This window comes from Streptomyces tendae, assembly GCF_008632955.1.
Classification (GTDB): Bacteria; Actinomycetota; Actinomycetes; order Streptomycetales; family Streptomycetaceae; genus Streptomyces.
Map to the genome: position 1 here is coordinate 2,929,802 of NZ_CP043959.1, position 14,278 is coordinate 2,944,079.

12 protein-coding genes are annotated in these 14,278 nt (G+C 74.3%); 8 read left to right on the plus strand and 4 right to left on the minus strand.

From position 1 onward, the window contains the following. Positions 1-13 precede the first annotated feature (13 nt). From F3L20_RS13600 to F3L20_RS13610, 3 genes are read left to right on the plus strand one after another with little or no spacing between them, the layout of a single operon-like run. On the plus strand, positions 14-973 hold the full coding sequence (locus tag F3L20_RS13600; protein ID WP_150154616.1) for a dihydrodipicolinate synthase family protein: 960 nt from the start codon (positions 14-16) through the stop codon (positions 971-973). Next, positions 970-1,941, plus strand: coding sequence for an ROK family protein (locus F3L20_RS13605; RefSeq protein WP_150154617.1), 972 nt, complete (start codon positions 970-972; stop codon positions 1,939-1,941). Before F3L20_RS13600 ends, F3L20_RS13605 begins: the two co-directional genes overlap by 4 nt. Continuing rightward, entirely contained in the window at positions 1,938-2,615 is a 678-nt protein-coding gene (locus tag F3L20_RS13610; protein ID WP_150154618.1) for an N-acetylmannosamine-6-phosphate 2-epimerase, read from the plus strand. The genes F3L20_RS13605 and F3L20_RS13610 overlap by 4 nt, the downstream gene beginning before the upstream one ends. A gap of 65 nt (positions 2,616-2,680) precedes the next feature. Here F3L20_RS13610 and F3L20_RS13615 read toward each other — a convergent pair whose 3' ends face one another. Continuing rightward, complete coding sequence (locus F3L20_RS13615; RefSeq protein ID WP_150154619.1) at positions 2,681-5,071, minus strand: beta-N-acetylglucosaminidase domain-containing protein; 2,391 nt, start codon at positions 5,069-5,071, stop codon at positions 2,681-2,683. Positions 5,072-5,348: 277 nt separating this feature from the next. On the opposite strand from F3L20_RS13615, the gene F3L20_RS13620 reads away from it, so the two are divergent. The 4 genes from F3L20_RS13620 to F3L20_RS13635 all read left to right on the plus strand — a co-directional run bounded on the left by F3L20_RS13620 (position 5,349) and on the right by F3L20_RS13635 (position 10,200). Beyond that, positions 5,349-7,178, plus strand: coding sequence for a gamma-glutamyltransferase family protein (locus tag F3L20_RS13620; RefSeq protein WP_150154620.1), 1,830 nt, complete (start codon positions 5,349-5,351; stop codon positions 7,176-7,178). A 102-nt stretch (positions 7,179-7,280) separates the two neighbouring features. Further along, complete coding sequence (locus F3L20_RS13625; RefSeq protein ID WP_150154621.1) at positions 7,281-8,126, plus strand: inositol monophosphatase family protein; 846 nt, start codon at positions 7,281-7,283, stop codon at positions 8,124-8,126. A gap of 155 nt (positions 8,127-8,281) precedes the next feature. Continuing rightward, a complete protein-coding gene (locus F3L20_RS13630; RefSeq protein ID WP_150154622.1) occupies positions 8,282-9,691 on the plus strand; it encodes a phytoene desaturase family protein in 1,410 nt (469 codons plus the stop codon). Further along, the gene (locus F3L20_RS13635; protein ID WP_145826418.1) at positions 9,688-10,200 is read left to right on the plus strand and encodes an O-acetyl-ADP-ribose deacetylase; all 513 of its coding nucleotides are present in this window, start codon (positions 9,688-9,690) and stop codon (positions 10,198-10,200) included. Before F3L20_RS13630 ends, F3L20_RS13635 begins: the two co-directional genes overlap by 4 nt. A 79-nt stretch (positions 10,201-10,279) precedes the next feature. On the opposite strand, the gene F3L20_RS13640 is transcribed toward F3L20_RS13635, so the two are convergent. Further along, positions 10,280-11,215 carry a helix-turn-helix domain-containing protein gene (locus F3L20_RS13640; protein ID WP_150154623.1) on the minus strand — a complete coding sequence of 312 codons (936 nt, stop codon included), beginning with the start codon at positions 11,213-11,215 and terminating at the stop codon, positions 10,280-10,282. A 127-nt stretch (positions 11,216-11,342) separates the two neighbouring features. Here F3L20_RS13640 and F3L20_RS13645 point away from each other — a divergent pair, with 127 nt between their 5' ends. Next, complete coding sequence (locus tag F3L20_RS13645; protein WP_206338892.1) at positions 11,343-12,386, plus strand: saccharopine dehydrogenase family protein; 1,044 nt, start codon at positions 11,343-11,345, stop codon at positions 12,384-12,386. Positions 12,387-12,622: 236 nt separating this feature from the next. On the opposite strand, the gene F3L20_RS13650 is transcribed toward F3L20_RS13645, so the two are convergent. After that, complete coding sequence (locus tag F3L20_RS13650; RefSeq protein WP_150154624.1) at positions 12,623-13,645, minus strand: SPFH domain-containing protein; 1,023 nt, start codon at positions 13,643-13,645, stop codon at positions 12,623-12,625. Positions 13,646-13,649: 4 nt separating this feature from the next. Next, entirely contained in the window at positions 13,650-14,081 is a 432-nt protein-coding gene (locus F3L20_RS13655) for an NfeD family protein (protein WP_145826415.1), read from the minus strand. Between the last annotated feature and the right edge of the window lie 197 nt (positions 14,082-14,278).

Below are 14,278 nucleotides of genomic sequence, written 5' to 3' on the forward strand. Positions count from 1 at the left end.
CCAGGAGACACCCATGTCCTCGTCCCAGCCCCTCCGCGGCGTCGTCCCGCCCGTCTGCACCCCCCTGGATGCGTCGGGCGAGATCGACACCGCCTCCCTCACCCGGCACGTGGAGCACCTCGTGAGCGGGGGAGTGCACGGGCTGTTCGCCCTGGGCTCCAGCAGTGAGGTCGCCTTCCTCACCGACCGGCAGCGGGAGACCGTCCTGCGTAGGGTCGTCGAGGCCGTCGCCGGGCGGGTCCCCGTGCTCGCCGGTGTCATCGACATGACCACGCCCCGCGTCCTCGTCCACGCGGAGGCCGCCCGCGAGGCCGGCGCCGACGCCCTGGTCGCGACCGCGCCGTTCTACGCCCGCACCCACCCCGTCGAGATCGCGCACCACTTCCGCACCCTGCGCTCCCGCGTCGACCTGCCGCTGTACGCCTACGACCTCCCGGTCTCCGTGCACAGCAAGCTCTCCGTCGCCCTGGTCCGCGAGCTCGCCGAGGACGGCACCCTCGCCGGCCTCAAGGACAGCAGCGGCGACGAGGGCGGCCTGCGCCGGCTCCTCGTCGAGCTCGGCGGACGCCACGGCCGCGCCGACGGCCCCGCCCCCGGCTTCAGCGTCCTCACCGGGTCCGAACTCACCGTGGACGCCGCCCTGCTGGCCGGCGCCGACGGCGTCGTACCGGGCCTCGGCAACGTGGACCCGGCCGGTTACGTACGCCTCTACGACGCGGTGCGCGCCGGTGACCTCGACCGCGCAGGGAAGGAACAGGAGCGGCTCGTGGAGCTGTTCGGCATGGTCGACGCCGGACCGGAGAGCGAGATGGGCCGCAACGCGTCCGCCATCGGCGCCTTCAAGCACGCGCTGCGCCTGCTCGGGGTGTTCGCCGAGGGCACCACCGCCGCCCCGCAGATCCAGCTGGGCGACGCGTCGGTCTCCTTCGTCGAGGAGCGGCTGCGCGGCGCCGGCCTGCTGCCGGTCCGATGAGGGGACGCATACGGGGACGGCGTCCGGACGACGCTCCGGTGATCGGCCTCGACCTGGGCGGCACGAAGATCGCCGCTGCCCTGGTCGCCCCCGACGGGACCGTCCTGGACCGGCACTTCCTGCCCACCCCGGCGACCGAGGGCGCGGAGGTCGTGCTGGACGCCCTCGGCAGAGCCGCCCGCGCGGTACGGACGCGGGAAGCCGCGGCGATCGGTGTCGCCGCCGCCGGGGTCGTCGACCCCGCCACCGGAACCGTCACCAGCGCCACCGACACCATCCGCGGCTGGGCCGGCACCGGCCTGGCCGCCGGACTCGCCACCCGCACCGGCCTCCCCGTCGCCTGCGACAACGACGTGCGCGCGGCGGCGGCCACGGAACTGACCGGACGCCGCGGGCGGGAGGCGTCCGTGATGATCTACGCCGCCGTCGGCACCGGCGTGGGCGGCGCCGTCGCCGTGAACGGGCGGATGCTGCACGGAGCGGCCGGCGTCGCCGGGCACCTCGGCCATCTGCCGAGCCCCGAGGCCGAGGGACTGCCGTGCACCTGCGGTGCCACCGGCCACCTCGAGGCGATCGCGGCGGGCCCCGGCATCACCGCCCACTACACCCGCATGAGCGGAACCCCCGCCGAGCGCCTGGAGACGGTCGCCGCCCGCGCCGCCCGGGGCGAGCCGCACGCCGTCGCCGCCGTCGTCCTCGGCGCCGAGGCCACCGGCCGCGCCCTGGGCGGACTCGCCAACGCGCTCGGCGCCGACCGTGTGGTCGTCGGCGGCGGGGTGCCCCGCATCGGCGCCCTGTACCTGGACGCCCTGCACGCCGCCTTCACCGGTGAACTCATGCCGCCCCTCAAGGGGCTGCGTCCCGTACCGCCGCGGGGCGGACCCGACACCGGGGTCCTCGGCGCGGCCGCGCTGACCTCGACCCTGCCCCTGCACCACCCCGACCGCACCACCGGAGCACCGCGATGACCCTGCCCCTGGCCGACGCCCTGAAGGGCCGACTGATCGTGTCCTGCCAGGCCCCGCCCGGCGACCCGATGCGGCACACCGACACCCTGGTCCGCATGACCCTCGCCGCGCGGGCCGGCGGCGCGGCGGCCGTACGCGTCAACGACCCGGAGGTCGTCGCCGCCACCGTCGCGGCCGTGGATCTCCCGGTGATCGGCCTGTGGAAGGACGGCGACAGCGGCGTCCTCATCACGCCGACCGTGCGCCACGCGCTCGCGCTCGTGGAGGCCGGGGCCGCCGTCGTGGCCGCCGACGCGACCACCCGCCCGCGCCCCGACGGCAGCACCTTCGCCGACCTCGTGGAGGCCGTGCACGAGGCGGGCGCCCTGGTCATGGCCGACGTGTCCACCTTCGACGAGGGCCGTGACGCCGCCGAGGAGGGCGCCGACTTCGTCGGGACGACCCTCTCCGGCTACGTTCCCGGATCGCCGGTGCAGACCGCGCCGGACCTCGCCCTCGTCGCCGACCTGGCCGGTGCGCTCGCCGTGCCGGTGATCGCCGAGGGCCGCATCGCGACGCCGCAGCAGGCCGCCGCGGCGCTGGCGGCGGGTGCGCACGGCGTCGTCGTGGGCACCGCCATCACCGCCCCGACCGCGCTGACCGCGACGTTCGTCGCCGGGCTCACGTCCGGCTGAGCGCGGACGGGTGGAAGGGGCAGCCGCCCGGAGACACCTCCGGGCGGCTGCCCCTTGTCACGGGTTCAGGAGGCGGGCGTCCCGTAGACGCCCAGCTCGTAGATCGAGTAGCCCCACGTCGTCCTGCGTTCGACGCCCTGCACACGGACGTACCGCACGGCCTCGTCCGCGGGGAGCCGGACGACGTCGTTGCCGCAGGACTCCGGACGCTGCGTGGACCCGGTCCGCCAGGTCGTCCCGTCCACGGACGTCTGCACGGCGTACTCCGTCGCGCAGGCGCTCTCCCAGGCCACGGTCACCGCGGCGACCTTCGTCGGCGCGGCCAGTTCGATCTGCACCCACGCGTCGTCCGCGTAGCCGGACGCCCAACGCGTGTCCGGACGGCCGTCGTTGACGTACCGGGCGGCCAGCCGGTCGAGGTCCTGCTCCACGCTGGAGGCGGACGCCGTCCCCTCGGGTGCCAGGTTCCGCGCGCCGCCCGTGGAGTCCCACAGCCGCAGCCGCAGTTCGGCCTGGGTGAGGAAGGCGTCGAGCACCCCGTCACCGACCTTGGGCTGAACCGCGCCCCACGCGTTGCGCGGCGGGTCGGTCCGCACGGCGCGGGCCTGCCGCTGCAGTTCGCCCGACTCGGCGAGCAGCCGGTCGGAGGTCTCGCGGTCCCCGGCCTGCCGCGCCGCGAGCGCGTCGAGCATCCGCACCGTCGCCGTGCCCCACAGTTCGGTGGCGTCCAGCCAGGGCGCCGCGTCGACGGCGAAGCCCCGCTCCACGGCACCGGAACGGATGGTGGCCGGCGCGTCTTCCACGGCGGTGGCGTACGCGCGCAGGGCCCGCACCGCGCCGGTCCGGTCGCCCTCGTCCCACGCCGTCCAGAACCGCTGGACGCGCCGGGCGAGTTCGGGGGCCTGGGGCTGCCACGGGGTGTCACCGAAGGTCGGGGCCATGTGCTCCAGGTCGCCGAAGACCAGCAGGGCGCCGGTGGCCTTCGCGTCGCCGCCCGCCAGGTAGGACATGGCGGCGCGCCAGTTGCGGCCCGCGTCGTACGCGCGGTCGTTCCAGGCGAAGTCCGCGGTGCCGAACACGGCGACCCTGCTGGCGTACGGCTGGTTCATGGGGTTGGCCACGACGCCGGAGAGGTGGTCGGAGAGGCCCGCCTCCCGCTTGTCGTACGGCGCGAGCAGCAGCCGTCCGCCGGTGTTGCCGAAGTCGTTGACCGGATAGTTGTCCCAGACGAACACCTTGCGGCCGAAAACCTTGGCGGCCTGCTCCGCGTCCTCGTTCGTGATCCCTGTGGGCACGACGCCCACCCCGGTCCACATCACCTCGACCGCGGGGTCCAATTCCTCCCGGAGGGCCCGCTTGTAGGCCGACTCCGTGTGGTTGTAGTACTCGGTCGGCACCATCTGCAGGGGCCACACACCCTCGTGGGTGGCGACGAAGCCGCGTTGCACGTCGTTGAGCAGGTCCGCCTGCGCCAGCCCGGCCGCCCCGGTGCCGGGTTCGCCGTACGCGGCCCGGTCGGCCTCGCAGTTCCAGCGGCTGTGGTCGATGTCGTCGAGGGGGACGGAGAAGGCGCGGGTGCCCAGGTCGTACAGCGCCTGGAGCTTGTCCTTGAGCGCCTTGCGGTCGGCCGGGTCGGAGTAGCAGATCGACTCACCCGGCGAGACGGCGAAGGTGAAGCGCACGTGGTTCGCCGTGGCCCGCTCCACCAGCTCGCCCAGCTCCGCCAGCTTGTCCGCCGGGTAGGGCTCGCGCCACTTGCCCCGGTGGTACGGGTCGTCCTTGGGCGCGTAGACGTACGTGTTGGCCTTGACGTCGCCGTAGAAGTCCATCTGGTCGAGGCGCTCGGCGTGCGTCCAGGGCTGTCCGTAGAAGCCCTCGATGGTGCCGCGCAGCGGCATCGACGGGAAGTCGCCGGCCTGGGCGCCGGCCACCTTCCAGCCGCCGCCCGGGGAGCGGACGAACAACTGCCGCAGCGTCTGCACGGCGTAGAACTGGCCGGCGCCGTCCGTGCCGCCCAGGACGACCTGGGCGCCCCGACCGGCCCGACCGACCCGCAGGGCGTAGCCCTCCGCGTGGTCGGGTACGGCAGTGCCGGCGAGCCCTTCCGCCATGTCGGGGCGGGCCGCCGGGCCGAGCCGCACGGTCAGCACACCGGCCGCGGCGCGGGGGACGTTCCCGGGCGTGACGACGTCGACCCGGTCGGCGCCGTGCCCCTTCAGCTCCGCGACGAGACGGGTGCGCGCGGGGACGTCGGTGTCCGCGTCCGCCACGACGATCACGCGTCCCGTGACGGGGACGTCGTCACCGGCGCGGGACATCGACTGCGGGACGGGAGTCACCGGCGGCAGGGGGGCGGCCGCGCGCGGACCCGCCTGCGCGGCTCCGGCCGAGGGCGCCCCCGCCGTCAGGGTGCTTGCGAGCGCGAAGCACGCGCCGAGCACCGTCAGGGTTGTCATGCGTCTTCCCACGAGACCTCCAGCATGGGTACGGACCGGGAAATCGGCTTGTGCGCGAGGATGTTGCCGACCACCGACGGTAAGACGTAAGACGTATGGGGTCTAGACCTCTTCGCGGTCCGGCTTCACTCCGGCCAACGGGCAGCCCCGTACGGCCCCGGGGGTGGCGTACCCCGGCAGCACGCGCTTACCCTGCGTGCGGCAGTGGCCGAGGCCGGCCGGCCCGGACCGGGCGGTGACGGACGGGGCCGGACGACGCGAACACCGAGGGCAGGGAATGCAGTTCACCACCCGACCGACCCTTCAGGGCACCTTCGGCATGGTGTCCTCCACCCACTGGCTGGCCTCCCAGTCCGCCATGGCCGTCCTCGAGGACGGCGGCAACGCCTACGACGCGGCCGTGGCCGGGGCGTTCGTGCTGCACGTCGTCGAACCTCACCTCAACGGCCCGGCCGGCGAGGTGCCGATCCTCCTCGCACCGGCCGACGGCGAGGTGCGCGTGCTGTGCGGACAGGGCGTCGCCCCCGCCGGGGCCACCGTCGCCCACTACCGGTCGCTCGGCCTCGACCTGGTCCCCGGCACCGGACCGCTCGCCGCCGCCGTGCCCGGCGCCTTCGACGCCTGGATGCTCCTGCTGCGCGACCACGGCACCAAGCCCCTCGCCGACGTCCTGAAGTACGCCATCGGCTACGCCGAGGACGGCCACCCGCCCGTGGAACGCGTCGGCGAGACCGTGGAGACCGTGCGCGAGCTGTTCGAGACGGAGTGGACCACCTCCGCCGAGGTCTACCTCCCCGGCGGCCGGTCGCCGCGCCCCGGTGAACTCCTGCGCAACCCCGCCCTCGCCGCCACGTGGAAGCGGCTGCTCGCCGAGGTCGCCGGGGCGGGCGACCGGGAGGCGCAGATCGAGGCGGCCCGGGACGTGTGGCGCACCGGCTTCGTCGCCGAGGCGCTGCTGCGGCAGTCCGCCCGCCCCACCCTGGACACCAGCGGCGAGCACCACACCGGCACCCTGACCGCCGACGACCTCGCCGCCTGGTCCGCCGGCTACGAGGACCCGGTGACGTACGACTTCGGCGGATGGACCGTGTGCAAGGCCGGACCCTGGAGCCAGGGACCGGTGCTGCTCCAGCAACTCGCCCTGCTCCCGCCCGAGTTGCCGCCGTACGGCTCCGCCGCCTACCTGCACCTGCTGATCGAGAACTGCAAGCTCGCCATGGCCGACCGCGAGGCCTGGTACGGCGACGCGGCCGAGGTGCCGCTCGACGACCTGCTGTCCGCCGAGTACAACGCCGAACGCCGGACCAGGGTGGGCCCCCGCGCCTCCCACGCACTGCGCCCCGGCAGCCCCGGCGGCCGCACCCCCCGGCTGGCCGCCCTCGCCCGCCTCGCGGCCACCGGACGCGAGGCCGCGAGCGCGCCGGGCGCCGGAGAGCCCACCGTCGCCAAGAGCCCCACCTCCCCGGTGCCCGGCGAACCCGAGGTCTCCGCCGACGGCTCCACCCGCGGCGACACCTGTCACCTCGACATCGTCGACCGCTGGGGCAACATGATCTCGGCCACGCCCAGCGGCGGCTGGCTCCAGTCCAACCCCGTCGTGCCCGAACTGGGCTTCCCGCTCGGCACCCGGCTGCAGATGACGTGGCTGGAGGAGGGGCTGCCCAACAGCCTCGCCCCGGGCCGCCGCCCCCGCACCACGCTCACCCCGTCCCTCGCGCTGCGCGACGGGGTGCCCGTCATGGCGTTCGGCACCCCCGGCGGGGACCAGCAGGACCAGTGGCAGCTCCACTTCTTCCTCGCCGTCGCCCTGCGCGCCAAGGTGCGCGGCGGACTCGACCTCCAAGGCGCCATCGACGCCCCGAACTGGCACAACGACAGCTTCCCCGGCTCCTTCCACCCCCGCGGCATGCGGCCCGGCAGCGTCACCGTCGAGTCCCGTACCGACCCCGAGGTCGTCGAGGAGCTGCGCCGCCGCGGCCACGACGTCACGGTCGGCGACGCCTGGTCCGAGGGGCGGCTGTGCGCGGTGGCCCGCGACCCGCACACCGGCGTCCTCTCCGCGGCCGCCAACCCGCGCGGCGGGCAGGGGTACGCGGTGGGCCGCTGAGCCCATGGACCACGGGGCGGGCAGCCCATTTCCGGCCCGCGCGCACCCGAGATCGCCCCGGGCGGGGCGGGGGCTGTCGGTGACACGTGCTCTCATGGAGGAGTGATCGACACCGACGCAACCATCGACGAGTTCCTGGCCCGGCACGCCCACGACGTGGAGGAAGCGGTCCGTGAGGCCGCCGCGCGGGAGATCATGCCGCGCTGGCGCCGCCTCGCCGAGCACGAGGTGGACCGCAAGAGCGGACCGCACGACCTGGTCACCGACGCCGACCGCGGCGCCGAGCTGTACCTGACCCGGCAGCTGCCCCTCCTGCTGCCCGGCTCCGCGGTGGTCGGCGAGGAGGCGGTGCACGCCGACCCGGCCTCCTACGAGGCGATACGGGGCCGGGCGCCGGTCTGGATCGTCGATCCCGTCGACGGGACCCGCCAGTTCGTGCGGGGCGAGCCCGGCTTCTGCACCCTGGTCGCCCTCGCCCTCGACGGCGTGGTGCGGGCCTCCTGGACCTACGCGCCCGCCCGCGGCCTGCTGGCCGCCGCCGTCCGCGGACAGGGCGCCCGCCTCGACGGCGAGCCGCTGCGCTCCGGCTCCCCGGAGGCGGGCCGGGACCTGCGCGTCGCCACCTCCCATCCCGACTTCACCACCGACGAGCAGAAGCGCGCCCTGCTCGGCCTGCGCACCGACGGCGTCGCCCCACGCCCCTGCGGCTCGGCGGGCCTGGAGTACCTGGCCGTGGCCCGCGGCGAGCTGGACGCCACCGCGTTCAACTGGGAGCTGGCCTGGGACCACGCGGCCGGACTGCTGCTGGTGGAGGAGGCGGGCGGCGCCCACCTCACCCGCGCGGGGCGGCCCTACGACATTCGCGGCGGCAACACGCTGCCCTTCACCGCGGCCCGCGACGAGGCCACCGCGCGGCGGGTGGTGGAGCTGCTGTCGCGCGCCGTCTGACCGCCGTACGGCGGTCGCCGGATCCCGGATCCCTCACCGGACGCGGGGCCCGGTCCGGGCCGTGTGACCGAAGGCCCGCCGAGATCGTTCACGGCCGGGCATATCCTGATCCTCAAGTGGCCGTCGGCTGACGAAGGAGTCCGAAGGTGCCGTCGATGCTCGATGCGGTCGTGGTGGGGGCGGGGCCGAACGGGCTGACCGCCGCCGTGGAGCTGGCCCGGCGCGGCTTCTCGGTGGCCCTCTTCGAGGCCAAGGACACCGTCGGCGGCGGCGCCCGCACCGAGGAACTCACCCTTCCGGGCTTCCGGCACGACCCCTGCTCCGCCGCCCATCCCCTCGCCGTCAGCTCGCCCGCCTTCCGCGCCCTGCCCCTGGAGCGTCATGGCCTGGAGTGGCTGCACCCGGAGCTGCCCATGGCGCACCCCTTCCCGGACGGCACGGCGGCCGTACTGTCCCGGTCCGTCGCGGAGACGGCGGCCTCCTTCGGACCGCGCGACGCCGGCGCCTACCGCCGCCTCGTGACGCCGTTCCTGCCCCGGTGGGATACCCTGGTCCGCGACTTCATGTCGCTGCCGCTGACCGCGCTGCCGCGCGACCCGGTCACCCTCGCCCGGTTCGGCCTCGTCGGCCTGCCCCCGTCCACCTGGCTGACCCGGCGGTTCCGCGACGAGCGGGCCCGCACCCTCTTCGCCGGCCTCGTCGCCCATGTGATGGCCCCGCTCAGCGGCTTCGCCACCTCGGCCATAGGCCTCGTCTTCGCCCTCGCCGCGCACACCCGCGGCTGGCCCGTCGCCCGCGGCGGCTCCCAGGCCCTCTCCGACGCCCTCGCCGGGTACCTGCGCGAACTCGGCGGCACCGTCCAGACCGACTACGAGGTCAAGCGCCTCGACGACCTGCCGCCGGCCCGGGCGTACGTCTTCGACACCTCGCCCACCGCGCTGGCCCGCATCGCCGGCTTCGGCGACCACTACGCCCGCTACCGCTACGGCCCCGGCGTTTTCAAGATCGACTACGCGCTGGACGGGCCCGTGCCGTGGACCGCCCCCGAGGCGCGCACCGCCGGGACCGTGCAGATCGGCGCCGACAGCGCGGAGATCGGCGCCGCGCTGCGCGCCGCCTCCCGGGAGAACCGCGCCCCCGACGCGCCCTTCCTCATCACCGTCCAGCCCTCGGTCGTCGACCCCACCCGCGCCCCGGCGGGCAAGCACGTCTTCTGGGTCTACGGCCACGTCCCGCACGGCTGGACGGGCGACCTCACCGACGCCATCGAGCGCCAACTGGAGCGCTTCGCCCCGGGGTTCCGCGACCGCGTGCTGGCCCGCGCCACCGCGGGACCGCCCGAACTGGCCGCCCGCAACGCCAACTACGTCGGCGGCGACATCGCCACCGGCGCGGTCTCGGGGCTCCAGACCCTGCTGCGTCCCAAGCTGTCCCTCTCCCCGTACACGACGCCGCACCCGGCCGTCTTCATCTGCTCGCAGGCCACCCCGCCCGGTCCGGGCGTGCACGGGATGCCGGGGCACAACGCCGCCAAGGCGGTGTGGAGGAGGCTCCGCCAGACATGACCCCCACCCTCACCCTCGTCCAGGGCGACATCACCCGCCGGAGCGCAGACGCGATCGTCAACGCGGCCAACTCGTCCCTGCTCGGCGGGGGCGGCGTGGACGGCGCGATCCACCGGCGGGGCGGCCCGGAGATCCTCGCCGAGTGCCGCGCCCTGCGCGCCTCCCGGTACGGCAGGGGGCTGCCCACGGGGCAGGCGGTCGCCACGACCGCCGGCCGGCTGGACGCCCGCTGGGTGATCCACACGGTCGGGCCGGTGTACAGCGAGAGCGAGGACCGCTCCGCGCTGCTGGCCTCCTGCTACCGGGAGTCGCTGCGCGTCGCCGACGAACTGGGCGCCCGTACGGTCGCGTTCCCCGCGGTCTCCACCGGCGTCTACCGGTGGCCGCTGGACGACGCGGCCCGTATCGCCGTGGAAACGGTCCGCGCGACGGACACGGCGGTCGAGGAAGTGACCTTCGTCCTCTTCGACGACCGGGCCTACCGGGCCTTCACCGCCCGGACGACCTGACCGGCGCGCCTGAGCCCGTCCCGCGGTGCCGGCACCTGTCCGGGAACTGTTCTCCTTGCAGTGAGGGCCTGGGCGCTCCTCACGGACGGAAGGTGCGGCGGTAGGCGTCGGGCGGGACGCCGACGCTGCGGTGGAAGTGGCGGCGCAGGGTGGTGGCGGTGCCCATGCCGGTGACCGCGGCGATGGTGTCCACGGTGGCGTCGGTGGTCTCCAGCAGTTCCTGGGCGTGGCGAAGGCGCTGGGTGTGCAGCCATTGCAGTGGCGTGGTGCCGGTGAGGTGCTTGAAATGGCGGCCGAGGTGACGTGAGCTCATGCCGGCTCGACGGGCCAGGTCCTCCACGGTCAGCGGCTGGTCCAGCCGCTCCAGCACCCAGGGGAAGAGTTCCCCCAGGGGATGGTTGCCCGGGGCGGGGAGGGGCGTGGCGATGAACTGGGCCTGGCCGCCGTCCCGGTGGGGCGGGGTGACCAGGCGTCGGGCGATCTTGTTGGCGTTGGCCGAGCCGTGGTCGAGGCGGACCAGGTGCAGGCACAGGTCCATGGCGGCGGCTTTGCCCGCGGAGGTCAGGACGTCGCCGTTGTCGACGTAGAGGACGTCCGGGTCGACGGCGGCCGCCGGGTGGCGCCGGGCCAGTTCCCGTGTGTGGGCCCAGTGCGTGGTGGCGCGCCTGCCGTCGAGCAGTCCCGCCGCGCCCAGGATGAAAGCGCCCGTGCACAGTGAGGCCACGCGGGCACCTGCCGCGTGGGCCGCACGTACCGCCTCGACCAGCTCGGCGGGCGGGTCGCGGTCGGTGTCGGCCCAGCCGGGGACGATCACGGTGTCCACGTGTGCGAGGTGGTCGAGTCCTCGGTCGGGTTCCAGGCGGAAGCGGTCCACGGACACCGGACCGCTCCCGCAGAGGGAGAAGTCGTACCAGGGGTCCACGACGTGGGTCAGGTCGGCCCCGAAGACCTCCAGAGCCACGGACAGTTCGTAGTGGAGCATGCCGTCGGTGACGGCCAGCGCAACGGAGGGCATGTCCGGAACTGTACGTGACATGTCGTTTCCGACACTCCTGCGCGGCGCTGCCGGAGGGACAGGATGGGGATGTCAGGCCGCAGCGGATCGACCTCGCGGCGGGCGTTCGAGCACACGGGAGAGTTCCATGGGGTCAGGTCAGCTGGTGACGGTGTTCGGCGCCTACGGTCACACCGGGCGGTTCGTGGTCGCGGAGCTGGCCGCACGCGGTTTCGTCCCGGTGCTGTCCGGGCGCAACGTGCGGACCCTGGAGGAGATGGCCCGCGAACACGGGCAGGAGGCCCGGGTGGCGTCGGTCGAGGACCCGGCCTCGCTGGATCGGGCCCTGGCGGGCACGGCGGCGGTCATCAACTGCGCCGGCCCCTTCGCGTCGACCACCGGCCCTGTCGTCGAGGCCGCGCTCCGGGCGGGGATCCCCTACCTGGACGTCGCCGCCGAGCTCGAGGCCAACCTCGACACCTTCGCCCGCTACCGGGAGCGGGCCCGGGACGCGAAAGCGGTGATCGTCCCGGCCATGGCCTTCTTCGGCGGCCTCGGCGACCTGCTGACCACCACGGCGATGGGCGACTGGACCGAGGCCGACGAGGCACACATCGCCTACGCCCTCAGCGACTGGCACCCCACCGCCGGTACCCGGCTCTCGGGCGCGGTCTCCCGCGAGCGGCGCGGCGCCCACCGCCTGCGCTACAGCGGCGGACAGTGGGAGCGCCGCACCGACGCCGCGCCCACCCTGGAGTGGACCTTCCCGGAACCGATGGGATCCCGGCCGGTGATCGGGGAGTTCACGATGGCGGACGTCGTCACCGTCCCCCAGCACCTCTCCATCCCTGAGGTGACCACCTACATGAGCGCCGAGGCGGCCCGAGACGTCGCCGCCCCTCACACGCCGGCCCCCACCGCCGCCGACGAGCGCGGGCGCTCGAACCAGACCTTCCTCGTCGACGTCGTCGTCCGCTCCGGCGGAGCCGAACGCCGGGCCACGGCCAGTGGCCAGGACATCTACGCCGTCACCGCGCCCCTCGTCACCGAGGCTCTCGAACGCGTCCTGACCGGCCGCACCAGGACCGTCGGCGTCGCCTCAGCCGGCGAGATCTTCGACGCCCCCGACTTCCTGCACGCGCTCGACCCGCACATCACACTCGACCTGCACCCGCGGAAGCAGAACGCCTGACCAGGCCGACCACCACGCCGGACGCGTGCCCGCAGCGAGCCACACGCACCTGGGCGGCTGTCCTTACGGTCGCGCCGCGGTCGCGTACGCAGCCGCGGCGTATGTACGGCCAACGGCGCTCTGCCGTGGCCGGCCGGACACCCCGCGTGGCGGCCACGGGCCCCTGCGCGGTGGGCCGCACGGCCGCGTACGGCGGGCCCCGCTCGGGTCGGCCACCCTGCGCCCGCCGCGTGCGTTCAGGCCCGCGGCGGGCGGCCGTCCGCCTCCGCCGCGTCCGCCACCGCCTCGGCGGCGGCCTGTGCCGCCTCGGCCGTGTCGTCGGCCGCCTTGGCCGCGGCCGCGTCGTCGGCGGCGGGCTTCTCCCGGGTGGCCGGCGAGGGCGGCAGCACCTCGCTGAACGCCTTGGAGACACCCTGCAGCGCGCTGGTGATCTCGCTCGGGATCACCCAGAAGTTGTTGCCCTGGCCCTGCGCGAGCTGCGGCAGCGCCTGCAGGTACTGGTAGGCGAGGAGCTTGGGGTCGGGGTCGTTGCGGTGGACGGCCTGGAACACCTCGTCGATGGCCCGCGACTGGCCCTCGGCCTCCAGGATCGCGGCGGTCCGGTTGCCCTCGGCGCGCAGCACCGCCGCCTGCTTGTCACCCTCCGCCGTGAGGATCTGCGACTGGCGCTGCCCCTCGGCACCCAGGATCGCGGCCCGCTTGTCCCGCTCGGCGCGCATCTGCTTCTGCATGGCCTCCTTGATGGACTGCGGCGGGTCGATCGCCTTGATCTCCACCCGGTTGACCCGCAGCCCCCACTTGCCGGTGGCCTCGTCCAGCACGCCGCGCAGCTGGCTGTTGATGGTGTCCCGGGAGGTGAGCGTCTTCTCCAGGTCCATGGAGCCCACCACGTTGCGCAGCGTGGTGACGGTCAGCTGCTCCACCGCCTGGAGGAAGCTGGCGATCTCGTAGAAGGCCGCGCGCGGGTCGGTGACCTGGAAGTACAGGACGGTGTCGATCTCGACGACCAGGTTGTCCTCGGTGATGACCGGCTGCGGCTTGAAGGAGACGACCTGCTCCCGCAGGTCGATCTGCGGGTGAACCCGGTCGATGTACGGGATGACGAGGTTGAGGCCGGGGTTCAGGGTCTTGTGGTAGCGGCCCAGCCGTTCCACGTTGCGGGCGCGCGCCTGCGGCACGATACGGACCGCGCGCACGACGGTGAAGATCGCGAGGAGCGCGACCAGCAGGCCTGCGATGAGCGAGGCGGAGATGTCCATGGCTTCAGTCCCGTGGGTAGACGATCGCGGTGGCGCCACTGATCTCGATGACGTCGACGGTCGTTCCGGGTGAGATCACCAGCGTTTCGTCGTAACTGCGGGCCGTCCACTCCTCGCCGTCTATGCGGACCCTGCCGCCGGTGCCCGACACGGCCGTCAGCACCTGCGCCGGCTTGCCCACCAGCGCGTCCACACCGAAACGCGGACCCTGCGGCCGCACCACGTGGCGCAGGGCGAGGGGACGTACGAACAGCAGGGTCACGGCGGCGAGGACGGCGTACGCGACCAGCTGGACCCCCAGCGGCATCCCGACGGCGGCGACCCCCGCCGTGACCAGCGCGGCCACGCCCAGCATCCCGAGGGCGGCGGTGAGAGTGAGAATCTCCGCCACGGCCAGCACGGCCGCGACGATCAGCCAGATCAGCCAGGAGTCCATGTCGCGCCTCTTCTCACCCGGGGTGGAGGGCTTCGGCCGGAGTGCCGGCGGTACACAGCGGCGGGAACCGGCACCTTTGCGACCACTTTACCCAGATGCGGCCCGGGAACCGAGATCCGTGCACCGAGCATTCCCGTCGTACATGTCCGGCACGCCTCCAATTGGGTGGTGACCCTTATGGCGGCCACCCGCCCCGC